Genomic DNA, 24,679 nt, shown 5'->3' with positions numbered 1-24,679 from the left:
CTTCTAATCTTTTAAGGTTAAAGCACACTAGAGAACCGCAACGACGGGCCGCCAGTCTGCGTTGCGTCTTGTTCCAAGCTGATGGGGATCACTCGGAAAACTCAAGAACTATAGTGGAGGTAGTACCAATGCCAGGACGTCTTGTACGTACTCGAACGGCCGAACGCGTGACCGAACTGCTTGGATCACGTGAAGGACGCAACCACCTCGCCGCCTACGGCTGGGTACAGGGAATGCCAGTTATCATGACGGTTCCAACCGAACCTGTCAACGACGTCATGGGCTTGGTGTCCATGCATGGTCGTTCGGTGCTGGTTGCCATGCTCGACGCTGGGACCGATGAGCTCAACTTCTTGCATGTTTCCATGCCGAACCCCGCACTGCAGTCAGTCGATCTGGAAAAGGATACGGACCAGATCCACGAGCTGTTTGTTCGCACGCAAAATCGAGGGTCAGTGACTTTCCGAGTGAAGTATTGGGATTCCTGCGCGGTCGCGCATCCGATCCCTGCTTTCAATGCCGTGCCAGATACGTTGCGCCATGGGCAACGCTTGAACCCTTGATCCCTGTACCAGCCTTTCAAGGGCAGCTAAAAGAAACCTTTCCTATGTAGCAAATGCACTGAGTCTGATGACGAATGCCGGGCTACTGCTGGGGGTGCTCGTGCGATTGGTGCTGAAGGTCTTGCTTGACCGCGTCGGGGCTTTCTCCTGCTGCGAGCCGGCGGACGGCTTCCAGCAGTTCTTGGACCTCGGTGACGCGGTGAGACCAATACGTGGAATCTAATCCAAAACCGAGTACTGACTCCTTGGCGAACTGCTGCATGGAGTCACGGTGGGCTTCCAGTGCGCTGGTCAGGTCATCATACTGGTCATCTGAGAGAGACAGATGAATGTCTTTACGGGGAGTGTTCACCATGAACTCCTGGTTGTCCAATAGTTCTGCGGGTTTCATACTTTACTCGCCGGTAACACCTATAGGTCAAGACCGCAGAAGTTTACTCAGCAATCCCACAAGATTCGATAGAAGCGACCGGAAATATTCCTTGCTGAATCACATGGCGCGCATCCTGAGGTGAAGCAGAATGGGATTGTTCTGGGTAAGTCTAAAGGAACACGGATACGGACACGAACACCGTGACGCAGAATTCAGGCGCAGAGGAAAATTTCCCGGCGGCCTGCAGCAAAAAACATATGCGGTTCACGGCGAGAACACCATGTGGTTTGCATCCATTCGCAGGCTGAGTCGATTCCTGGACGTGAAACTGCAGAGAGTCCTGGGATATGCGATACCGTGATTGAATCAGTTCCATCGCGTAGGACACGAACCAGTAAAACCCACTCACCAACTTGAAACGGGCTGTGCTCTAAGCCGGCGAAGGTGCATTCATAAGCGATTCTTGGCCGGTGGCCATCAGCTAAAGCTAGCGCACTACCTGAGTAAACTATCTAAGCCGTTGATCTGGGTTGATTGCTTCTGATTGAATGCTTAAAATTTGACTAGCAACGACGTTGCGGAGGTTTTGGAATGTCCAGATCACATTCGGCAGAAGGAAATCCGGGGGAAAACCGGCTCCATACCGAGGACGGCACCGCCACCGATACCCGCCGCAAGTATCTAAATGCCCCGGAACCGGAAGACGAAACCAAACCGGATTCCCCGACGCAACTGCATGGCAGCTCATGGAAATATGCCTTCAAAAGGTCAATCAGCGAGTTCTCGCGCAACAAGTGCACGGACCTTGCCGCCTCGCTGACCTACTTCGCAATGCTCTCCCTCTTCCCCGCGCTTCTAGCCATGGTCTCCCTGCTCGGAATTGCGGGGCAGGCGAAAGCGACAACGCGCAACATTGTCGGCATTCTTGAGCAGTTCGCCAGCGATCAAGTAGTCGAGACGTTGAAGCAGCCAATTGAGCAACTCGCCTCTGCTCCGTCCGCCGGACTCGCCCTTGCTGTAGGTCTCTTAGGCGCGCTGTGGAGCGCGTCCGGCTACGTGGGGGCCTTTGGCCGCTCGATCAACCAGATCTACGACGTGCAAGAAGGCCGGCCAGCCTACAAACTGAAACCAGTAATGCTGCTGATCACCCTCGCGCTGCTCCTGTGCGCGGCGACCGTAGCGGTGCTGCTGGCTGTCTCCGGTCCCTTGGCCCGCACTCTGGGCGATCTCATCGGTCTCGGGGACACCGCGATCATGGTCTGGAATATCGCCAAATGGCCGGTAATCCTTCTGGCCGCGGTATTCATGATTGCCTTGCTCTACTACGGCACACCAAATGTCCGGCAGCCCAAATTCCGGTGGCTCAGCCTCGGCTCGGCCATCTCCTTGGTGATCTTAGGGCTAGCGACCCTGGGGTTCTTCTTCTACGTTTCGAATTTTTCAAACTACAACAAGACCTACGGCGCCATCGGTGGTGTGATCGTGTTGCTGTTGTGGATTTGGATTGGAAACCTTTCGCTTCTGTTCGGGGTGGCCTTCGATGCGGAACTCGAACGTGCTCGCCAGCTGCAATCAGGGATCGCCGCGGAAAGCTCTATCCAACTGCCACCTCGTGACATGAAGGCAAGCGAGAAACAGATTGCCAAGGAAGAGAAAGATGTCCAAGAAGGCAAAGAACTGCGTATTTCCGCAGAGCTCCAACGCGAGGAAGCAGAAGAAGACAAGGAAACGAACTGGAACAAACCCGAGGCCAGAGAATAAAGAGAAGTGACGGGCTTACACTCTGCACGGCTTCAGTTGAAGAATTCCATCACGTGTCGGAGGCGGCTCGCGGCCTATTTCTGCTGCAGCCATCGGAGTCGATAACGGTGTCGCGAGATGTCTGTATAGCGTACGAGTCGTCGGTTAAAAATTCTCTGGATTTCTGCACAGATTTACATGCTGTGGCCAGCTGCCGTGCTTTCACAACGTGCCCCGACGCGCTGCCACTTGTCGAGTCGAAAACTAGTCAAACCCTGAAAAGGAAGGCGCTTAGTTCGTTCGGGGCTTAGCCTGAGAGGTAGGTTCGGCGGTTGACCTAAGAACGTGGGGACGTTCAAAAAGCGCACACCATCTTCTTGCTAGATGGTGATTGGCGTTCAGACCGCTTGCAGGAGCCCCGTCGCAGAAACGCGCGGGGCTCCTGCGTTTTTCCATCGATTCCCCTGCCGCTTGGCCTCCGAGCTAAACATTTCTCCCTTCTGTGCCGTAGCCCAGAACTCACCAAACAGGCTTTGGACAAAATACAGATTTGGCCAGCGGCTAACGTTCTTGAAATATAGGCTCGAAAAATGGGATGGCCAAAGTCAAAATTCCCCTACCCCAGTGGATCAGCTCGCCCTCGCAAGCGATGCCCTACCGCGCCTGGCTGCGAAATTTTACCGTTAGCCATTCTTGGCAGTTTTAATCTCTTTCGGATAGTAACCGGCTGCACCCGGTGACCAGATCACCGATCAGCGTGTCCCAGTTCACCAAGCTGAAAGAATCCTTATGATTTCGAATAATTTCTGTCGCGATTCTCGGAGGTCTCTAATCTTGCTCACGTAAGGGACAAGTTCAGACTCTAGTGGAAGGCACGAAATGAGCAACGACCAATTTCCAAGCTCCAGCCCATCACCGAATTTGCCGGAGCAGGCAACTGGGCGGGAAACTCTCCCACCTGCCGCACCCAACCTGCGCAACGATCAGTTTCTTCCGGAACATCTGGACATCGCTGATGATCAGGACCGGGAGGATACGACGTCGCAGTCCAATACCAGCAAGACAGCTGAGACGGCTAAGGACCTCGCGCAGGAAGGGCAGCACGCCGCAACGGAAGTCCTGGACACCGCTAAGCATGAAGCGTCTCTGCTTGGAGAACAGGCCAAAGAGCAAGCAGCGGACCTGCTGGGCGAACTCAGCTCCGATCTGCGTGAGCAAGCCTCACTCCAGCAGCAGAAAGTCGCGACGAATCTGCGTGACATCAGTGATGAGTTCCGCTCCATGCTGGATCAGTCCCAGGCTTCGGGAACTGCAGCCACTTTGGTTGACCAAGCCTCCCATCACAGTGGTCAGATTGCCGACTGGCTCGATCAACGAGAACCCGGCGACTTAGTCGACGAGGTCAAGCAGTTTGCGCGCAAGCGTCCCGGAGCGTTCCTGGGTATCGCCCTGGGCGCGGGTCTCCTCGCAGGACGGATCACGCGCAATGCCGGCACTTCAAAGCAAGATGCCCGCGGCAAGGGAATCGCGTCGGAGAACGGTTCACCCACACCGAAGGACACCGTCCCCGCTGCCGGATCGCCCGTAGCGGCTGACGAGCATTTCACTCAATCGGCAGCACCGCAAGCTGAGCCAGTGCAGCTGCAGTCGCGGGTTCCGGATGAAACCGTTGTGGTTGATCCCTTGCGTTCATATCCTCCTGCGGATCCACGCTCCGAAGAGTACAAGTAGGAGGAACCGATGACACATTCGCCTTCAGACTTCGAACCAGGAGATCCGCGAAACGAGGAGCAGCAGTCGCTGGGTACGCTCTTCAGCGACCTGACGCAGAATGTTTCGGTTCTCGTCCGTCAAGAGATAGAGCTTGCCAAAACCGAGCTGAAAGAATCAGCAAGCAACGCTGGCCAAGGCGCAGGAATGTTTGCCGGAGCAGGGATCGCAGCGCACTTCGTGTTGCTCTTCCTCTCCTTGGCAGCCTGGGTCGGTGTTGCGCAGTGGCTTGGTTACGGCTGGGCGGCATTGATCATCGCGGCGATCTGGGCGATTATCGCTGGAATCCTGGCCGCCGTAGGACGCAAAAAGATCAAAGAGGTCAAGGGCCTGCCTCAGACCGCTGGCACGGTAAAGAAAATCCCTTCAGCTTTTACTCCGAGAGAGGAAACCCCATGAGCAAGAATGCAGACGAACTCAGGGCAGACATTGCCCAGACGCGCGAAGGGCTGCGCAATGACGTTGACGCCATTGTCGACAAGGCAAGTCCCACTCGCATTGCCCATCGGCAGAGCGAAAAATTCAAGAACTCCGTGACCAAGGTGAAGGAATCAGTGATGGGAAGGGGCGAAGAGATGAGTGAGCGTACCCAGCATCTGGGGCACGAAACCTCGGAAGCAGTTCATGATGCGCCGCATAAGGTGGCTGATCAGACCAGGGGCAATCCGCTCGCCGCAGGATTGATTGCTTTTGGTGCCGGCCTGCTTGCGTCCTCCATGATCCCCTCGACTCGTGCCGAGGAAGAACTGGTTGGGAAGGCCAAGGACAAAGTTGAACCACTGGCCACCGAGCTCACCGAGACGGCCAAGCAAATTGCTCAGGATATGAAAGAGCCAGTGGCTACTGCAGCCGAAGAGCTCAAAGACTCGTCCCAGCAGTCCATGGATCGCGTCAAGTCCGAGGCTTCCAGTGAGACTGAGCATCTTCAGCACGAAGCTCAAGGCAGCATCAACGATTATAGAAACCAGAGCTAAATAGCTATTCCTCGTCTACAGGCAGGTGATCCCCCAAGGGACCACCGGCCTGTATAGGCGCTGGAGACGAGCTTTATTCGCAGGTGTCCTGTGGGATGGCTCCTGCAAGTTGCAAATGACGGCTGCGGTGAAGAGGTGGCTCAGGCTTCGCGTAGCGAATTTAACGTGATAAGTCTGTGCAAACAGCAGTTACCCGTCCGCCTTGAGCGGGCGGAGCGCGGATGTACTCGGCGGTTCACTGGAAGTGGGTGGCTCACCGCCATCGCATGCACCTGGATCTGCCCGAAGTTGAACAGCCCCCGGGCTTGCCCAAGGTTCCGAGGACAACTGGCAACCGGATCGCTGACAGTTGCATCGTAGGGTACCGGTGATGGCTGCCAAGCACTATGGAGCACACCCAGAATCAGATCTTTGAAGCTACGAAACCACTGAACACGGGGAAGCTGATGACACCGGAAGAGACTGCACCTGAAACCACGCCCGACGGACATTACCTCGTCATCAACGGGAGGAAATGGAGGGCTTCCAATCCCTCGATTCCCCCGAAGCTTCGCCAGGAGCTGGTCGACGAACTGATGTCCGCCCGCCGTGCGGTGAAGGAAGGCAAAGTCGACGCCAGAAAAAGGGTGAATGACGCCAAGGTTGCCCTGGGAGAACGTGGCCAGCCCTGGTGGGAGGATCCCGAGCCAAAAGCACTAAGCGAACGGACTGCCGCGGCCATCCGGGCCTTGCTGAGCAAAAGGGCCGGCACTTCCATCTGTCCCAGCGATGTGGCACGCATAGTGTGCGGACCAGAAAATTCCTGGCGCGGATATATGAACCAAGTACGCCAAATAACGGCAGAAATGGCCGCGCAGGGCGAGGTCATAGCCACGCAAAAAGGCAAACCAGTAGAAGCCGACCGCGTTCGCGGTCCAATCCGGATTAACCTCAGCAACCCAGAAAAATAAGCGGCCGCTGGACTCTGGGAAACCGTCCTGGTCAAGCTCAATGCCGAAACCGAACGGTCCGCTGGTGTTTCAGCGAGGTTGGCTTACTGCAGGCAGGCAGAGCAGTATTTTTCACGTCGACCAGAGACGGCTGATAATTGTTTATGTTGCCCGGAGAATTGGACGAACCAGCGAACTGAATGCGCGCAATCAGAGATTTTATTGTTGCTCCTGAATATCTCCACAGATTTCAGGCTGCATAGAAGGTAAAGCTAGGAGCCCTCAGCTTTGAAGTTGAGGGCTCCTGCTATCAATAATTTAGTGTCCCCAAGGGAACCAACGGTTCCCAGCGACTAGGAGTCGTTGTTCTCTTGGTTTGCGCGATCGCTATTCGTATCGTCATCGCCGTATGACTGCTGAATGTCGGTGGCGCCCTCCGACATTTCCGACTCGTCTGCGCCATTCAAAGGAAGGTTATCGCTGTTCGGTTCTTCTGCGCCGTATGACTGCTGGATGTCGGTCGGCCTGCTGATGTCCTCTGAACCGTCGGAGTCACCTCGGGTGCCAGGCTGCTTCGTTTCTTGGTTGTCGGTATTGTCAAAATTCCCGAATTGCTTATTGGCATCTTGCTCAGACATGATGTCCTCCATTGCTCGGTGGTTTCTAACATGGTCAACGCTAGGTACCGGCCGTGAATGGCACAAGGTGTCAGACCGTACTCCAAGGTAAGGAAGAGAAAACATCTAGCAACTGATTTTCAATTCATAATCCCCCTTGATCCACGATGTGGGCTCGCACAAGACATTCGAAAAAACATCGGTGCCCCGCGTGCCGCGAAGAATCAGACCTCGGTCAGAATTCGTCCGGAAACCGATGCATAGGTGTGGTTGATTCGGGTGTTGACTCATCTAAAATGCCCGGGAAAGGAACCGAGATGCGGATCCTTGGCCAGCTGCACAACACCCGTTTTGGAACTAGGATGAGGCGAATAGCTTGTCATTATCCAGCACGGCTTTGAGCCGACTGTCCAGCGGCTTCGCCAGATCCTCGGCCATGGTGTTTGAAAGGTGCGAGTGGTCCCAATAGGCAACCACCCCACCGACAACCCCGTAACAGGTGTTGTCACGGCAGAACTTATCGTTCAGGCTCACCGAGACGATTCTCGGGTCATCTAGTGCTTTCACCGCATCGAATTGCGGGTCCATGGGGATCCACTCGTCGGCAGGGCCGCTGCATTCGGACAACTCTTGTTCGTTCTCGGCAACGCAGTCCGGGAGATTATCCACGGTGCTTCCCGGGAATGGGGTGTCTTTGATGACCGCTACCTGCGCGCCGGTATGTTTCCAGTCGCTCAGGGTCTTCTCGAACGCTTGCTGCGCCGGAGCTTCAGATGCGGCAAAGTCCTTACCCTCAATTGCTAAGGACTGGCGGCTGGAAGAGATGACTAAATCATAACCATTCTTGTCGATCTGTTTCGTAGTCCAATCCGAGTATTCCGCGCAGGCATCAATCGAGGCTTTTTCGTCATAGGCTTGGCGTTCACCCATCACCGCGCAACGACTAATCAAGTAGGTGTCGAGTTTCCAACCGCGTTCCTCGGCGATAGCCTTAACCGCGGGCACCCACTGACCGGCGTGGGAGTTACCCACTACCGCAACTTTGACCTTTCCTTTGTCATTGCCGTAGCTGCATACCGGGCGCTGGGCATAGTTATCGCTCTGGGCGGCAAAACAATCATCCGCGTAAACAACTGGCTTGTCTTCTTTGGCCACGATAGGAGCTGGGGCTAATTGTTTGTAGCTCTCCGGGATGCCCTTTTTATCCACACAATGATCCGAAAGCCCGTTGGAACCGAAGCAGTCCGTTCCAACTTGCGCATTAACGCGTTTGACCGAAGCGGTTATATCCTTGGATTCCTCCATGATGTTCCCACTCATGGTGTAGAAAGCACCGGCAGCCAGTGCCAGGGCGGTGGAGCCGGCAAGCAAGAACCGCGGGGCGGTTAAGAGCTTTGAGACCTCGATGAATTTACGGAAGCGGACCTCAACCAATTTTTGGGTGAGCACCGACAGCAGCACGGTCAGCGCCAAGGCACTGAGTTGGGCAGCTAGGCCAAAGTCGGCCACTGTGTAGGGAGCCAGAATGAGAATCGGCCAGTGCCACAGGTAGATGGCGTAAGAATTGTCGCCTAGGAAGCGCATCACACGGTTTTCGAGCAGGAATCCCGGTGAGTACCTATGCGTGGAGTGCGAGAGCAGTATCAACGCGGTACCCAAGACCGGAACCAAAGCGATGTAGCCGGGGAAGGGCATTTCACCAGCAAACACCAACGCGCTGAAAATGAGCACGGCCAAGCCGATCCAAGATCCTGCCAGACTCGTGAGATCTTTCTTCGCCGCGTAGGCACGTTGCCCCAAGGCCGCGACGAGGGCTCCGGCGGCGAACTCCCAGGCACGGGTGAAGGTGGAGAAGTAGGCCGCTCCAGCATCGGTGGACGTGGCATAGATGGAGAATCCCAGAGACAGCGCGAATATTGCGCCCATCCCGATCAGGGCTGCGGTGCGGCGCTTCCAACCAAAACGTATGGCGGCAAAAAGTAAGGCGCCAATGAGAATCGGCCAGATGAGGTAAAACTGCTCTTCCACCGAGAGCGACCAAAAATGTTGGAAAGGACTTGGCGCATCCGCCTCCGCCAGATAGTCAACCTTGGAAGTTGAGAGATACCAGTTCTGGAAGTAGAAGGTGGCGGCAATGGCTTGGAATCCCCAGTCTTGCCACAAGGTGATCGGTGCTAGTAGCCAGACTCCAATAAGACCAGCGAGAATGACCAAGAATGACGCTGGAAGTAATCGTTTAACACGTCGCATCCAAAACTGCGCGACGTCACGAATGTTCTGCGGCGGACGCTTGAGCAAGTGGGTGGTGATCAGGAATCCCGAAATCACGAAAAAGACGTCAACACCGATAAAACCGCCGGGCAAGACCTTGGGCCAGAAATGGTAAATCACCACCACGCCTACGGCAATGGCACGTAATCCCTGAATGTCGCCGCGAAAAACTGCTGGCTTGGATTGACGTGCGGTGGTGCCAGGCTCAGTCTGCTTCAGGCTCACGTGAGGCGGGATCCTTTGTCCGGGGAAAGATACACGAGGCAAGGGCAATGTTGCCGGTGCGGCTAGTTACCACTTGCCAACATAAATAAAGCCTCGCGGTGAACGAGGCTCTACATCATGTCTAGTGATTCAATCTGAACAATAACTGAAAATTTCCCCCACAGTTACACCATAGGGCACACGCCAGGTAATCATTTTCTATACGTAAATACCTGATAATCCCCGGACTTCCGGGTTATTTCGTCTACGTCGTTCTATTGGGCTGTGATTGAATTCTCAGATTTTAGAATTCATGCACACCGAATACGGTTGTCTGCAACGCTCGGTTCCTTCTCAACCGCTCAGAGGATCCGGATGATCCACCGAGTATCTCCGGCTCTAAGGTCAAGTGACCGGAGTTTTAGGCTGGATGCGGTTATAAAGAAAAAGCATCCGTGCCGAGCATCGGTGAAGATGCAGGGCACGGATGCCTTTTGGGAACTGCCGAAAAGTTTAGCCTTCGAGCAATGCGTCTACGAATGCTTCTGGATCAAATGGAGCCAGATCATCCGGGCCTTCGCCCAGACCAACTAGCTTCACCGGAACACCCAGCTGGCGCTGAATGGCCACGACGATACCGCCCTTGGCGGTACCATCAAGTTTGGTCAGCACGATGCCCGAGACGTTGACTACCTCGGAGAACACCTTGGCCTGAGCCAAGCCGTTCTGTCCGGTGGTGGCGTCCAAGACCAGCAGGACTTCGTCAATGGCTGCCTTCTTCTCGACAACACGCTTGATCTTGCCCAGCTCGTCCATCAGGCCGACCTTGTTCTGCAGGCGGCCGGCAGTGTCGATCATGACAATGTCGACTTCCTGGTCAATGCCCGCAGATACGGCTTCAAAAGCCACCGAGGCTGGATCTGCGCCATCAATGAACGAGCGCACGGTTGGAACACCGACACGGTCTCCCCAGGTTGCCAGCTGCTCTGCGGCCGCCGCACGGAAGGTGTCCGCGGCGCCGAGGAGCACGTCCTTGTCCTCGGCAACGAGCACACGGGCCAGCTTGCCGATGGTGGTCGTCTTGCCGACGCCGTTGACGCCAACCACCATGATGATGCTTGGGCGTCCCGGGTGCGGTTCGGGCAGGTAGCTGCGGTCCAGAGTTGGGTCTACCAGCTTCAGCAGCTCCTCACGGAGCATTGCCTTGACCTGAACGGGGTCCTTGCTGCCTTCAATTTTCACTCGTTCACGCAGTGCGTCAACTAGTTCAAGGGCAGGCTCGGTACCAAGATCCGCCAGCAGCAGCGTCTCTTCAATCTCTTCCCAGACGTCCTCATCAATTGAGTCCTGGCTGAGCAGGGCAAGCAGGCCCTTGGAGAACATGTTGTTCGACTTGGTCAGGCGAGCGCGCAGACGGGCAAGGCGTCCTTGGACTGGCTCTGGAACATCCAGTGCCGGTACGGCAGGAGCCGCTGGCTGCGCTGGAGGTTCCTCGGTCAGTACCGAGCCGTCCGGGGACTGCCCAGCGGCCGGAGTTTCGCCTGGTTCGGAACCTGTGGCGCTAGTTGGTGATTCGTCTGCGTCACGCTCGGAGGTGTACGGAGTCTTGGGCTTGCGCCCCTTGGCCACGAACGCGATGACAGCAATGGCCACCACGGCGATGACCGCGACAATGATAATGGTAAGTAATAGCGAATCGGTCACGAGTGAAATTCTCTCACAGTCTGCCCTGGCTGAAGAGGTTAGGCCCCCTTCGAGTCTTCCGTCACCAGTTGATCACCTGTTTGCCTTGGACGGCATAGACTTGCTGTGGCGTTCTTGCCAGTAGTTTGTGCAGTTCTAGAGAAAGGTCCTTCCTCAGCGTGAACCAGCGCTTGGGAACCGGTCACCATGCAGCGTCAACGTTCGTCTAAGCCACGCCCTCCCATCCCCCGCGAAATATCAATTCTTCTCGTAGCGGCCTTCATCATTGCCCTGGGCTTCGGGCTGATCGCCCCGATCCTTCCGCAGTACGCGGTGAGTTTTGATGTGGGCGCAGCGGCGGCCAGCGTGATTGTCTCCATCTTTGCCTTCACCCGGCTGATCTTCGCCCCGGTGGCAGGAATCCTGGTGGGCAAGCTTGGCGAACCGCGTATCTACGTCACGGGCGTGCTTTTGGTGGCGGTCTCCACCCTGTTATGCGCGGTAGTCCAGGACTACACGCAGCTGCTCATTGCCCGCGGCCTGGGCGGCTTTGGTTCCACCATGTTCACCATCTCGGCCATGGCACTCATTGCCCGGCTTGCACCCAATGAATCGCGCGGCCGGATTTCCGGCATGTATGCCGGCGCATTCCTCCTGGGCAACGTCATTGGCCCGGTCCTTGGCAGCCTGCTGGCTCCCTTTGGCATGCGCATCCCCTTCGTCATCTACGGCACCGCCCTGGTGATCGCTGCAGCGGTGGTCTACTTCGCTTTGGGCCGCCGGCGCGACTTGGATAAGGATCCGGCGAAGTTCGGTGCAATGTCGGCGGTGGAGGTAGTCACCACACGAGAAGCACTGAGCTCGCCGGCGTACCGGGCGGCTTTGGCCTCAGGTTTCAGCTATGGCTGGCTGGCCTTTGGTATCCGTACCAGCATGATCCCGCTGTTTGCGCTAGCGGTCTTCGGCGAAGACCTAGGCCCGAAAGTTGCCGGCATTTCCCTGGCGATCTTCGCCGTGGGCAATGGCATCGCACTGACTTTCTCTGGAAAACTCACCGATGCCATTGGGCGAAAGATCCCGATTCTGGTGGGCATGGTGGTCCTGCTCGGATCCATTGTGGCCATGGGCTACTTCACCTCGCTGACCGGGTTCATCATCTTCTCGATTTTGGCCGGTTTTGGCGGCGGCATCTTAGGTCCGGCCCAGCAGGCGGCGGTGGCGGACGTCATCGGGTCGGGACGCAACGGCGGCAAGGCACTGGCCGGCTTCCAGATGTTTACGGACCTTGGAGCCATTATCGGGCCGCTGATTGCCGGAGCCATGGCAGATGCCATCAGCTACCAGGTGGCGCTGAGCGCTTCGGGCGCGGTGTGTTTGATCGGCGTGGTCGCGTGGCTTTTGGTACCGAAGACCATTCGTCCCGTCGCAGTCGAGTCTGAGCCGACAGTCCAAGGCAAATAACCGTTGGATCTCGTCGTCTTTCGACCACCAACGAGACTTTCTTGACTAGCCTTTATATACTGTGAAGAATCACCGATCACACTCGTAATTCTTTACAGGAGATTTTATGCCTGAAAACCGCTTTGCAGGCAGACGCCTGCTCGCGTTATCGCTCGGGGCCGCTCTGATCTTGCCACTGGCAGCAACGGCCCCCGCGATGGCATCACCCACCAAGGAATCAGCTCCTAGCGTTTCTACCTCCGTAGCAGTGAGTCCATCTCCAGCGGAGTCCAGCAACCCAGCAGCGCAGACTTCTGATCTAGCGAGCACGCCAAGTGTTGCTGGTTCCGCGGCAAAGGCCATTGAAGAAGGACTAGCTCAAAAATCCGATCTCTCGGCCAAGGAAAGAAGTTCCTTGGCCTCTTTGGCGCTAGATGCTCTGGACAAAGATTTTATCGATGCCACCATGGGCCAAGGGCAAAAGCGTATCGATGAGTCTGGAGATCCAACGGCTCCGACACTTGCTGAGCTTGCTGCTCTGGCACAAGAAGTAGCCTCTGACACCGAGCAGGATCTTGATCTCGCCGTACCAAGCTCACTTGAAGAGCTGCGCACTTGGCGTCCACCGGGAACGTTGGGCATTGACGTTTCGCATCACCAAGGGACTGTCAATTGGAAACAGGCTTATAACAACGGGGCTCGTTTCGGCTACATCAAAGCCACTCAGTCGTGGCCTACGTCAGTGTTCAAAGATCCACAGTTCAACACGAACTATGCAGCCTCACGTTCAGCAGGCGTGATCCGCGGCGCCTACCACTTTGCGATGCCCGCGCACTCCAGTGGAGCTACTCAAGCCAAGGAATTCCTTGCTAACGGTGGTGGGTGGAGCGCCGATGGCAAGACCATGCCGCCATTGCTTGACATCGAGTGGAATCCATATAAAAAGAAGGCCTACCCTCAGGGTAATGGCGATATCTGCTACGGTCTGAGCCCTGCACAGATGGTGACCTGGATCAAGGACTTCGGCAACACCATCAAGACCAGCACGGGCAGGTTGCCCATGATCTATACCGCACAGTCCTGGTGGGATCAGTGCACCGGTGATTCCGAAGCTTTCAAGTACTGGCCGCTACACGTCTCGGTGTTCCCTACTTCCGATACCTCGACCAAGAATCCACGCGAACTTCCAGAAGGTTGGAAGACCTTCAACGTATGGCAGTATTCTTCAAACTCAAACCTCATTGGCAATTCAAAGAATGTTGATGCCAATGTTTGGAACGGCAATCTGACGTCGCTGAAGGATTTCGCGAAGAATACGCGTAGCACCCCGTACAAGATGGTGACCTCTTACTTGGGTGATATGGATGTCTGGCCGACTCGCCTAGATCCCGTACGGCTTTACGGACAGCGTTGGTTTGATACTCCGGTAGCAATTTCCAAGCGTACTTTCCCCACGACTGCATCTACCGTGGTGGTCACCTCGGGTGAACGTTTCCCTGATGCTCTTGCTGGCTCGCCAATGGCCTCACGTAACAATGGGCCACTCTTGCTGACAAAGAAAGACTCGCTGCCTTCCTCGGTGGCTGCAGAATTGAAGCGTCTGAAACCGAAGAAAATCATTGTCCTTGGCGGTCCAAGCGCTATCAGTGAGTCAACCGTCAAGAAAATCAAGTCTTACGGCCCAGTATCCCGAGTTTGGGGTGCCAGCCTGTACGACACCAGCGCAAAGATCTCCAGGACCTGGAGAAGCTCTAACGAAGTGTTCCTGGCGACCGGTCAGCGGTTTGAAGATGCGATGTCTCTGGCTGCCGTGGCCTCGGGGCGGGAAGCACCGATGCTGCTAACCAGAAAAGCAGAAGTTCCTGCGGCAACGATTCGAGAACTCAAGCGCCTGAAGCCAACGCGTGTTTACATGGCAGGTGGACCACTGGCAATTTCTGCGAAGGCTGAACGCCAGGTCCGCGCGGCAGTTCCGAACGCCAAGGTGATTCGCTACGAGGGCGCCACCCGATATGACACCAGCGCACTGATTGCAAAGACTTTCTGGCCTAAGGGTTCTCAGCGCCAGTTTATTGCTACGGCTGACGACTTCCGCGACGGCCTAACTGGCGCTGTGATTGCCTCGTACAATGACGCACCAATGTTGCTGACTAAGAAGACATGCATGCCTTCATCAGTAGCCAGTGCCATGCGCTCCATGAAGGGCTGGACGAATGTCCTGCTTGGCGGACCTGTGGTCTTGGACGAGACTGTCGCGTACAAGAAAAATGGCCAGCAGAATATCTGCTAATCGGCCATAGCAAGATCATTCAGAAAGGCCCGAGGGTTGCTCCCCTCGGGCCTTTCTCATGTTCAAGACGCGCTAAGAACCTCGACCGCATGGGTGCAACTTCAAAATCTGCAGTTAACCGATAATCCTCGGAATATCACGGATCAATTCTTTGAGCTGACCCGCACTCGCTACTTTCTTGGGTTCATTGGATGTTCCAAGTGTTGAGTGAGGCCAATTGTGTAATGAATCGCGGCAAACCCTGCAATACTTGAGTTGACCACTGCCACCACGATCGGTTGCAAGATTTCTAATTCCGGAGGATCTACATGTTAGAAAAGCTCAAAAAGGCTGCCGACCGCGTTTTCAATGTTAAAATAGTCAATGGAAAACCCATCCCTGTATCCATTGAAAACTCGTCGACCGATACCAAGGAGATGGAAAAAATTCTTCGACAGATCCACGGCGAACTAAAATCACAAAAACGGGAATTGGAAACCATTCGGCTATCTGCCACCTCAGATATCATGCAGGCCGTCTCCACCTTCCATTCCCGCCAAGTCATGTCGCTCAGAGAATCACTCAATGTCCTGACGACAACAGATAAGTCTCTGGCACGATTCGGTGATGGCGAATTCCGGCTCATGCAGTTGAGCGATTTTAATCTCCGCTTTCAACCCAATTCGCCGGATCTGCAAGCCGCATTGCGTGAAGTTTTCACGAGTGACAATGAAAACTTGCTCATCGGATTCCCGCAGCTGTTCCGAGATGCGCATTGGTCCGGTGTCTACCAGGAACTGTGGCCAAATCTGAAAGAGCTAGTCATCTCTTCGCAGTCCTTCGCCAATGCCCATATGACCCGACCACAAGCGTTCTCCGTTCTCGGCGACGAAGCGGTGCGCCTGTGGCGCAAGGTTTGGGAAGGCAAAAAAGTTGCCGTCGTGACCGGCGCCGATTCACGCTTTGAGCTGATCCCGGAACTCTTCGACAACCTCGCTGGCCACGAGATGGTTCTTTCCAAATCCGTAGATGCCTACTCGGATCTAACTCGTCTAACCGACACGCTTGGCGATACAAACGCAGACATGGTTCTTATCGCACTAGGACCGAGCGGAACAATCCTGGCCTCGAAGCTAGCAGATCTTGGTGTACGCGCACTCGATATAGGGCACTTGCCAAATAGCTACCAGAATGTGTTCAAGGGTGCCCAGCGCCCGGAGTCAATTCCGGTGACTCGGAAGGCCTAACCCCTGCTGTGCCAGGTCGGGCCGGCTTAACGCGGCCCGACCTGAATTCTATACTGCTCTGCTGAGTTTCTGGCTAATTACCGTGGAGACTCCATCGCCACGCATGGTCACTCCATAGAGTGCGTCGGCGACTTCCATGGTCTTCTTCTGATGGGTGATCACAATCAGCTGGGATGCTTCGCGCAGCTCTTCGAAGATCGTGATCAGGCGGCCTAAGTTCACATCATCCAAGGCGGCTTCCACCTCGTCCATCACGTAGAACGGCGAAGGACGCGCCTTGAAGATGGCAACTAGCAGTGCCACGGCTGTCAAAGAGCGTTCACCACCGGAGAGCAAAGACAATCGCTTGATCCGCTTACCTGCGGGACGCGCTTCCACCTCGATGCCGGTGGTCAGCATGTTCTCCGGGTCGGTGAGGACAAGCTGTCCCTCTCCCCCGGGGAACAGACGCTCAAAAATTCTTTTAAACTGCACGGCGGTATCGTTGTACGCCTCGGTGAAGACCCGCTCCACGTGGGCATCCACATCCTTGATGATCTGCTGCAGATCATTGCGCGACTTTTTCAGGTCTTCCAGCTGACCGCTGAGGAACTTATTGCGTTCCTCCAAAGCGGCAAATTCTTCCAGTGCCAGCGGGTTGACCTTGCCAAGCGCAGCTAAGTCCCGCTCGGCCTTCTTCAGGCGCTTTTCCTGCTCGACTCGGTCAAAGGGTTTGGTTCCGATGATGTTGCCCTCATCATCAACATTCTGGTGAAGTTCGGCCCACTGATCCTCTGGATCAACGTCCTCGGGAATCAGCTGGTCCGGGCCAAAATGTGCAATCAGATGATCCGCGGTGAATCCAAGATCTTCCAAGGATTTCGTTTCCAACGTTTCGATGCGGAGCCGCAACTCGGCACGCGCCATCTCGTCGCGGTGCACCGCGTCAGATAGCCGCGCGAGTTCTGCGGCGAGTTGTTCTGCCTGGGTACGCTGACTCGATAGCAGCTGGTCCAGATCACGCTGCTTGCCGGTAAGCCTTTCACGTTCTTGGGCGGCAATGTCCACAGAAATTTCAATGAATTTCAAAACCCGCTCCGCTGCTTGCTCCACGCGTTGTGCGTTCACTGCTTGGACACGGCGATCTTCTGCTCTGCGCGCGGCCACCTCGCGGTGGCTGCGTTCGGCCGCCGCAGTTCTGCGCAGCCCCTCAACCCGGGAACGAAGAGCATTCACACGTTCCTCGCTGCTACGCAGCGCCAACCGGGCTTCCAACTCACGCTGGCGGGCTGCAGCGGCCGCGTCTGCCAAGGCCGCGCGGCCGGCGTCATCTACCGAATCCCCGTCTTGGTCCTCAGAGGCCATCTCCATGCGTTCGGTAATCTCTTCAAAAGATTCTTGTTCAATCTCAAGTTTTTCGCCGGTCAAGTGAATTCGCTGAGCCAACGCTTCTTTGTCTGCGCGGGCTGTATGCAGCTTCTGGCCGAGCTTGGCCAGAAAGGTCGAGATCTCATCAATGCTGGCATCCGACTCCGCTAGTGCACCCTGAGCATCGTCATAGGCTTGCTGCGCTTCCGAAAGCACCGGGGCGCGCTTAGCTAACTGGCTTTCGCATTCGCTCAGTTCGTTGCTTGCTGCAGATAGTTCTAACGACGTTTGTTCCACCAACGCCTGCTGGGCAATGAGCGAAGCACCAGCCGTATCACCGACAGAGCTGCGTAGTGCGGAAACCGTGGCGCCATCCAACGTGGTGATCTGCGCTTGTGGGTCTACGTTCAGCAGTTCGGCAGCTTCGTCCAGGTGCTGCACCACGTAGTGATGTGCAAAGAGCATATCAAGCAGGTCTTCGAGCAGCGGGTCGGCGGTGACAACCTCTCGTGCCAAAATGCCGGAGACCTCGACGGTGCCTAAATCCGTGCTCTTCACGGATGCATGAACAAAGCTTGCATGAGTGACACGATCTGTTGCCAATGATTTGAGAAGCGTCAGGGCAGAGCCTTGGTCGCGTGCAACGAGCGCTTCGGAGGAGTCGCGCAGAATAGCGGAGATTGCTTGTTCATATCCTGGCGAAACGGAAATGAGTTCACCAAGGCGTCCCAAAATTGCTTCGGGAGCCTCCTTAATGATCTGTGCGGATTGATCATCTTGCTTGGTATTCAGCCGGAGGGCATCGAGGCGCGCTTTCAGCCCGGAAATCTGGACCGACAGTTCCCGCTCACGTTCCGAAGTCTCCGACTGGGCTTGGGAGAGCCGAAGAAATTCTTTCTCCGCCCGCTCAAATTCCTCATTCAGTGAGGATTCCATGGCCAGATGCTGGTCAAGTTCTGCCGAAAGCTCGGTATGCGATCTTGCGTCAGCTTCTAAGTCCGCATCAAAGGAACGCAACCCGTCTTGCAGACGAGCAATTTCTGCGCGCGTCACATCAACGCGGCTTCGTGCCGATGCCACTTGTGAGGCAAGACGCGACATGCCCTCACGACGGTCAGCCGCAGCACGCAGGAGGGCTGCCATGCGTTGCTGCTCGGCTCGTGCCTGTTCCTCTGCCTGTTCCTTGGCCTCGATGGCCTCGGCGAGAATTTCGTGGCGGTCCTCAACTAACTCTTCAAGCTCTTCGAGTTCTTCGGCTAGGCGTTCGGCCTGTGCCTCGAGCCGGTCCGGATCACGGCTGGAGTCAAAATGGGTTTGGTTTCCTTCCAGGAGCTTTCCGCGTTCACGTGCCAGCGCCGCCAAGGAGCGGAAACGTTCTCCCTGCGTGGTCAGCGACACCCAGGTCTCATTGATCAGGCTCAGCCGCGGGTTAAGCAGTTCAATTTCTTCACTCAGCTGAGCCACATGCTTTTTCACGTGCTCAAGGCGCTGGTCAGTCTCCTGCTGGCGGGCCTGGATTTTTGTCTCGTCATCAATGTCCTGGGCAAGCTTGTTGTTCAGGGACACAAGATCATCAGCCAAAAGCCGAGCTTTTGCGTCGCGTACGTCCAGCTGCACACTTTGAGCGCGGCGGGCAATTTTTGCCTGGCGCCCGAGCGGTGCCAGTTGCCTGCGAACCTCCGAGCTCAAATCTTCAAGGCGATCAAGATTTCCTTGCATGCCTTGAAGCTTGCGCAGGGTCTTTTCCTTGCGCCGGCGGTGCTTGAGCACGCCGGCTGCTTCTTCGATAAAGCCACGGCGGTCTTCTGCGGTAGCGTGCAAGATTTTATCCAGCTGGCCCTGACCGACAATGACATGCATTTCGCGGCCCAGACCGGAGTCCGAGAGTAGTTCCTGGATATCAAGCAGTCTGCACGAAGAGCCGTTGATGGCGTATTCGGATCCACCTGCACGGAACAATGTTCTGGAGATGGTCACTTCGGCATAGTCAATAGGAAGCTTTCCATCAGCGTTATCGATGGTCAGCGATACATGGGCACGGCCTAAAGGCGCCCGACCGGAGGTACCAGCAAAGATGACATCTTCCATCTTGCCGCCACGCAGGGTCTTAGCCCCCTGCTCCCCCATGACCCAGGCGAGCGCATCCACGACGTTGGACTTTCCTGAACCGTTCGGGCCTACGACAGCGGTCACGCCAGGCTCGAATTCAAAGGTGGTCGCCGAAGCAAAAGACTTGAATCCGCGAACGGTGAGAGTCTTCAGATGCACGGCGTAAAGTTCCTATGTTCGGTCAAGTGTAGATATGGTTGGTCAAGGGAAAGCTACCCAATTCCTGCTCGTAATTCTAGCGAAGCGATGCGACGATTGGGTGATTCCCGCTCGCAATCACGAGAACGAATAATGAGGGATTGGTCTAACTATGAGCGTATTAGCCCAGATTGAGCAGTGGCCTGCAGATAACGCGGTATCTGTTGTCGTCAACGGGGACGGCGCGATAGTGGCCGAGCACGGCGATACCCTGCGTGTTTACCCGCTAGCTTCTGTTACCAAGCTGTTGAGCACATATGCGTTCCTCATTGCCCTTGAAGAAGAAGCAATCACGTTGGAAGATCCGGCGGGCCCGGAAGGCTCCACGGTTCACCATCTGCTTGCACATACAGCCGGATATGACTTTGACTCGACAACCATCCGTTACGCGGTAGGAACCAAGCGGGGATATTCAAACACCGGTTTTGAAGTTCTGGCCGAGCATCTTGAAAAAGAAACCGGTATGAGTTTTCCGGATTATGCGCAAGAGGCCGTCTTTACGCCCCTGGGTATGAGCAATACCGAGATTGCCGGGAGCTGCGCCAAGGATGGTCGTTCGAACGCGGCGGACCTTGCGATATTTGCGGCCGAGCTTCTCAATCCCACGCTCGTGTCGGCAGAAACTATGCAGGATGCCACGCGGGTTCATTTCGAAAATCTCGCCGGTATCCTGCCTGGCTATGGCCGCCAGAACCCCAACGATTGGGGCCTGGGCTTTGAAATCCGGTCAACCAAGAATCCGCACTGGACCGGTCAGAGCCACCCGGCAAGCACCTTTGGGCACTTTGGCCAGTCCGGTACATTCCTCTGGGTTGATCCGGAACATCGCCTAGCCTGTGTGACACTGACAGACAAACCATTCGGCTCGTGGGCTGTCGAAGCGTGGACACAGTACAACGAGGAAATCCTCGCTTCAGGAGTTTCCCAAACTCTCAGCTCCAGGTACTAAAGCAATTTTCACGGTGTGCAACCGTTACACCACTATTTCGAGCGGACGCCTGCGTCATTCAGACCGTTAATAGCATCTGACATAGAATGTTAGGAACTAATGTTATGACGTATCGAGGAGCAAACAGAAGTGGCAAATACGAACTATGCCCAGTGGAAAGTATTGCACTACATGTGGGATTCCGTTCAGGATTTCAAAGCGCGCTGGAACGGTTTCGCAGGTGTGCACACCATTGCGTTTGCCGATAACCAACCATCCATTGATATTTATGTAAACGAGTTTGTTGCAGAACAAAAACATTCCACTCAGACCGTGTTCTTCACTGGCGCAGTGTCCAATCGCAATGGGAAAAAAGGGCCGTTCTTCTCGGGTCTAGGCATCTGCTTTAATAGCAAGCTTCCACTGATCGCAATCGCGGATCCAACTCTAGACGATGACATGGAAGTTGGTCTGGGTTGGTATCTCGGTGGTCCAAATGATAGCTACGAAAAGAATCTTAACAACCTCTTAGTTGCAGTCCAAGAATTGCTGAGTCGAGAACTCATTTTCGTTGGAGGTTCAGGCGGTGGATTCGCGGCGCTCAATTTTGCTCGCAGTTTCTCTGGAGATTGTTCAGTTCTAGCCTGGAATCCACAGACGGACATTTACGAATACTCAGAACGTTTCGTTAAGGCATTTCTAAAGAGCCGTTTCGGTTTCGCGCACGCTTCCTTAGCAAAACAAGATTGGAAAGAATTCTGCAAAATACGCACCGATGGCAGAATTTCAACTGACGTACTGGAAGCAAGGACCCTCACTAACCCACGTCGACTCATCTATCTACAGAACAAGAGTGACTGGCACAGAGAATCGCATCTCGCGCCGCTTTGGAAGCTTCATACGGAAGATCCAATCGTGGACGGCACTAACAGAATCGATGAAAATCACCTCATCCTAGTGGACGAGTTTGCCGAAGGTCATGCCCCGCCCTCCTCGAAGCTTATCGCTTCAATTCTTCGACAGTTAATGGATCCATTAAAAACTGTTGAAACAATTGTCTTTGCCGAATCGGTAGAAGCCTAGATTCGTTCCGGGAACATCCACGCAATACCATCACAACAAGTGGAGTGGGTACAGAACATGACCTGCCAACAGGCCCCGACATACCTCAATTATTAAGGATCAGCGTGGAAAAGATCAGACTGACCGCACCAGTGATTATTAGCTCTGCACCTACCTCTGTGGAAGGTTCCGTTAGCCGGGTTGTCCAGCACCCGCACCAAGAACCTGTGGTTCGCGGAAACCGACGATTCTGGGTTGACGGTAGCGTCGTACTTGATGGCACGTGCGTGAGACGAACAGCCGATCTTGAATTCGTTCTTCCACAAGCAGCTGCTCGCTGGCCGGTGGAATTGATTGCAGATTGGTGGGCCCGTGGCGCAAAGAACCCCGGCGCCCTCTATGTTGAAGATACGGCCGAATCGTGGAGTGCTTGTCTACCAGACCCACTTGGTGGTGCCGTGGCGCTGTATTTAGAGCAGCCCGGCCAAGTGTTCATCAGCACTTCAAATGTCGAGCTGGCGAAGGCTGCTGAAGATCGTGGCGTCAACATGGTAAAGGATCCCCAGTTCCAGGTTGAACGCCTCTTGTTGGGAAATGGAGGTTTGACTGCATCGAGTTATAAAAATGTTAAGTCAATCGAGCCATTCCAGTACTTGGTATTGAAAGAATCCCAGGTCCGCGTACAGAACTACAAAATCCTGGACGAGTACTCGTCCATGTCCCTGTACGAGGTTTTCAGCACCCTCCGCAATGATGTCTTGAGCAACGTAAACGCGATCGCTAATTCGGGCGCAGATCAAGTTATTTCACATCTTACTGGTGGATTCGATTCGAGACTCGTACTCTCCGCAATTCTTAATCTGGGACTCCACGATAAAATCGACTTGTTTTGCTCAGGTCCTGATGGATCTACGGATCGTGTCATCGCAGATGGTTTGACGCGTCGGTTCTCGTTGAGACGTACCAACGGTGCAGGCCTGACAACTGCTCCCACTCAGAACATGTCCGAACGACTCATGGGCGCTCTCTTTGCCAGCGGTGGCATCACCAACACTGGTCCGCACGGACGAGAAGTCTCAGTCAACGTCGCGGCGATGGGTGGCGGCTATGGCGAAGTGCTCCGCACATTTTACGGCAACCGGGTGATCCATAGCGGCGGCAAGCTAGACAAGAATCTGTTGGTCTCAAGCTTCATGCCAAGCGCTCGCAATAAAAATAGCTATGTCTCAGAGCGGGCTGTGCAGGAAGTATCAGCTAAGCTGATGACCAAATTCGAGTTCCTTGATGACTGTTACGCGGGAACTGACTTCGTGGCGGATGCCTTCTATACACATGTCCGTAATCGCTATCATATTGGGCAAACTTCGTTGCTTTGGAGTCGCATTGGTTCTAGATTCGATCCGCTCTACTCCGTCGCAGGATTTGAACTTAGCCGACGAACCACACAATCCTCCCGCATGTCGAATATCGTTGGTTTCGATCTCATGGATTCAATGTTCTCAGACTTGGTGTCCCAACCTTTTGACTATGACCGATTCAACGAAGCATTGCGCGGTTTCCGTCGACCACCTGAAACTCTTGGCTGGCCGGCTAAAGACAATCCCATCGATTTCAAAAATGCTCTTACACCCTCGACGACAGAAACCAGCCCGTTCCTGCAGACCTTATCTCGCATCAGCGCGAAGGAGCCGGAGCTAACGCCTGCAGATCGTCGTGTCAAAACACTTGAAGCCAACAAGATGGGAGTCAGCTTTTGGCAGATCGTTTACAAAAATACCGGCAAAGAATTGCTGGCTAGCGCCTATGAGCAAACTCGTGAAAGCCAGATATTCGACTTGGTTGACGCCAATTATGTCGAGAAACTGATCACGTCCAATGTCATGACTAAAAAGCAGCTTCGTGACCTTTACAGTCTTGGCGGTATCCTCACTTGGTTGAGCTTTGGCTAGTAATTCCACTGTCGAAATCATGACCTTTTCACCTGTCTGGCAACGAAAGATCCGACGTAGCATTGCTTCCACGGCACAGTTCAGGATGAAGCGAGAATCCCAACCGTGATTCATAACTGCGGTAGAATTCTAATTTCCCGTGATCATTTAGCGAACTGCCCAGAATTGTCGGAAAACTCAATTATCCCAACTATGACAGGACCTCATGGCTAACTTTCTCATCTATGGCGGATGCGTTTCTCGCGACACCTTTGAGTTGGTCAAGGACGAACATACTCTACTTGCTTACGTCGCCCGGCAGTCCCTCATCAGCGCGTCGTCTAAACCCGAAACACGCATCAACATGCGCGGATTGTCGGCCCAATTCAATTCTCGTATGGTGAAAGGCGACATTCAGTCAAATCTCCTGCCTACTATTCGCAAGGTCGCGGATGATGTTGACGTTTTTCTATTCGACATTCTTAGCGAGAGACTTGGTGTCTTCCGATTATCTGGCGGAACTTACATTACGAATTCTGCCGAGCTCAAAAAATCCGAGCTCATGGAATCCTCCGCTGTAGCAAAAGCCTCGGTCCCGATGGGCACCGAAATTCACTTTAACCTTTGGAAGAATGCAGCCAATACCTTTAAAAAATCGCTTGTAGACCTCGGAATTTTCGACAAAACCTACCTGATTAAGTCAGCATGGACGGATGAAACAGTCCAAGGTAGTGCAACGCCGCGTTACCGCAATTGGAGTTCTGAAAAAGGAAATAGCCTTTATGAACCTTACTTCGAGCACTTGCGAGAATTAGGTTTCCAGATGATTGTCCCTCCAGCTGAGGTCAGTAAATCAACAGAAGATCACAAGTGGGGGCCCGCTCCATACCACTACCAGAGCGAGTTCTACGACTTTATTGTGTCCGCACTGAGCCTCAAATAGCGTCGCAAATTTGTGCGAATCAAACACTTTGCAAAGTGCTACCCGTAGCCCGTTTCAGTTCAATGAGCGATTTAACATCATAGT

18 protein-coding genes are annotated in these 24,679 nt (G+C 54.6%); 13 read left to right on the top strand and 5 right to left on the bottom strand.

What is annotated here, in order from left to right; genetic code table 11:
* The first annotated feature begins 128 nt into the window (after positions 1 to 128).
* The gene (locus IEX04_RS09770) at positions 129 to 563 is read left to right on the top strand and encodes a hypothetical protein (protein WP_188685433.1); all 435 of its coding nucleotides are present in this window, start codon (positions 129 to 131) and stop codon (positions 561 to 563) included.
* Positions 564 to 645: 82 nt separating this feature from the next.
* Here the strand turns inward: IEX04_RS09770 and IEX04_RS09765 are convergent, their stop codons facing one another.
* A complete protein-coding gene (locus tag IEX04_RS09765; RefSeq protein WP_188685431.1) occupies positions 646 to 954 on the bottom strand; it encodes a hypothetical protein in 309 nt (102 codons plus the stop codon).
* A gap of 573 nt (positions 955 to 1,527) precedes the next feature.
* Here IEX04_RS09765 and IEX04_RS09760 point away from each other — a divergent pair.
* The 5 genes from IEX04_RS09760 to IEX04_RS09740 all read left to right on the top strand — a co-directional run bounded on the left by IEX04_RS09760 (position 1,528) and on the right by IEX04_RS09740 (position 6,370).
* Positions 1,528 to 2,697: a YihY/virulence factor BrkB family protein gene (locus IEX04_RS09760; RefSeq protein ID WP_188685429.1), complete on the top strand. Its 1,170-nt coding sequence runs from the start codon at positions 1,528 to 1,530 to the stop codon at positions 2,695 to 2,697.
* 858 nt (positions 2,698 to 3,555) lie between these two features.
* Entirely contained in the window at positions 3,556 to 4,407 is an 852-nt protein-coding gene (locus tag IEX04_RS09755; protein ID WP_188685427.1) for a hypothetical protein, read from the top strand.
* Positions 4,408 to 4,416: 9 nt separating this feature from the next.
* Entirely contained in the window at positions 4,417 to 4,845 is a 429-nt protein-coding gene (locus IEX04_RS09750) for a phage holin family protein (RefSeq protein WP_096254949.1), read from the top strand.
* Complete coding sequence (locus tag IEX04_RS09745; RefSeq protein ID WP_188685425.1) at positions 4,842 to 5,420, top strand: DUF3618 domain-containing protein; 579 nt, start codon at positions 4,842 to 4,844, stop codon at positions 5,418 to 5,420. The genes IEX04_RS09750 and IEX04_RS09745 overlap by 4 nt, the downstream gene beginning before the upstream one ends.
* A 386-nt stretch (positions 5,421 to 5,806) precedes the next feature.
* Entirely contained in the window at positions 5,807 to 6,370 is a 564-nt protein-coding gene (locus IEX04_RS09740) for a DUF3253 domain-containing protein (RefSeq protein WP_229677089.1), read from the top strand.
* 332 nt (positions 6,371 to 6,702) lie between these two features.
* Here the strand turns inward: IEX04_RS09740 and IEX04_RS09735 are convergent, their stop codons facing one another.
* The 3 genes from IEX04_RS09735 to ftsY all read right to left on the bottom strand — a co-directional run bounded on the left by IEX04_RS09735 (position 6,703) and on the right by ftsY (position 11,145).
* Entirely contained in the window at positions 6,703 to 6,987 is a 285-nt protein-coding gene (locus tag IEX04_RS09735) for a hypothetical protein (RefSeq protein ID WP_188685423.1), read from the bottom strand.
* Between the two features lie 336 nt (positions 6,988 to 7,323).
* On the bottom strand, positions 7,324 to 9,462 hold the full coding sequence (locus tag IEX04_RS09730) for an acyltransferase family protein (protein WP_188685421.1): 2,139 nt from the start codon (positions 9,460 to 9,462) through the stop codon (positions 7,324 to 7,326).
* Between the two features lie 492 nt (positions 9,463 to 9,954).
* A complete protein-coding gene (gene ftsY, locus IEX04_RS09725) occupies positions 9,955 to 11,145 on the bottom strand; it encodes a signal recognition particle-docking protein FtsY (protein WP_188685419.1) in 1,191 nt (396 codons plus the stop codon).
* A 186-nt stretch (positions 11,146 to 11,331) separates the two neighbouring features.
* Between ftsY and IEX04_RS09720 the strand changes: the two genes are divergently transcribed.
* From IEX04_RS09720 to IEX04_RS09710, 3 genes are all read left to right on the top strand, one after another.
* Positions 11,332 to 12,585 carry an MFS transporter gene (locus IEX04_RS09720; RefSeq protein ID WP_188685417.1) on the top strand — a complete coding sequence of 418 codons (1,254 nt, stop codon included), beginning with the start codon at positions 11,332 to 11,334 and terminating at the stop codon, positions 12,583 to 12,585.
* Between the two features lie 106 nt (positions 12,586 to 12,691).
* Positions 12,692 to 14,854, top strand: a complete 2,163-nt coding sequence (locus IEX04_RS09715; protein WP_188685415.1) for a cell wall-binding repeat-containing protein — start codon at positions 12,692 to 12,694, stop codon at positions 14,852 to 14,854.
* Between the two features lie 308 nt (positions 14,855 to 15,162).
* Complete coding sequence (locus IEX04_RS09710; protein WP_229677088.1) at positions 15,163 to 16,080, top strand: GT-D fold domain-containing glycosyltransferase; 918 nt, start codon at positions 15,163 to 15,165, stop codon at positions 16,078 to 16,080.
* Between the two features lie 48 nt (positions 16,081 to 16,128).
* Here the strand turns inward: IEX04_RS09710 and smc are convergent, their stop codons facing one another.
* On the bottom strand, positions 16,129 to 19,695 hold the full coding sequence (gene smc / locus IEX04_RS09705; RefSeq protein ID WP_188685411.1) for a chromosome segregation protein SMC: 3,567 nt from the start codon (positions 19,693 to 19,695) through the stop codon (positions 16,129 to 16,131).
* A 151-nt stretch (positions 19,696 to 19,846) separates the two neighbouring features.
* Here smc and IEX04_RS09700 point away from each other — a divergent pair, with 151 nt between their 5' ends.
* From IEX04_RS09700 to IEX04_RS09685, 4 genes are all read left to right on the top strand, one after another.
* Entirely contained in the window at positions 19,847 to 20,683 is an 837-nt protein-coding gene (locus IEX04_RS09700) for a serine hydrolase domain-containing protein (RefSeq protein ID WP_188685409.1), read from the top strand.
* A gap of 129 nt (positions 20,684 to 20,812) precedes the next feature.
* A complete protein-coding gene (locus IEX04_RS09695) occupies positions 20,813 to 21,745 on the top strand; it encodes a hypothetical protein (protein WP_188685408.1) in 933 nt (310 codons plus the stop codon).
* 104 nt (positions 21,746 to 21,849) lie between these two features.
* The gene (locus tag IEX04_RS09690; protein ID WP_188685406.1) at positions 21,850 to 23,673 is read left to right on the top strand and encodes a hypothetical protein; all 1,824 of its coding nucleotides are present in this window, start codon (positions 21,850 to 21,852) and stop codon (positions 23,671 to 23,673) included.
* Between the two features lie 205 nt (positions 23,674 to 23,878).
* On the top strand, positions 23,879 to 24,595 hold the full coding sequence (locus IEX04_RS09685; RefSeq protein WP_188685404.1) for a DUF6270 domain-containing protein: 717 nt from the start codon (positions 23,879 to 23,881) through the stop codon (positions 24,593 to 24,595).
* Positions 24,596 to 24,679: the final 84 nt, after the last annotated feature.

The sequence above is a fragment of the Glutamicibacter ardleyensis genome, from assembly GCF_014644555.1.
Taxonomy (GTDB): domain Bacteria; phylum Actinomycetota; class Actinomycetes; order Actinomycetales; family Micrococcaceae; genus Glutamicibacter; species Glutamicibacter bergerei.
This window is presented reverse-complemented; position numbering and strand designations above follow the sequence as displayed.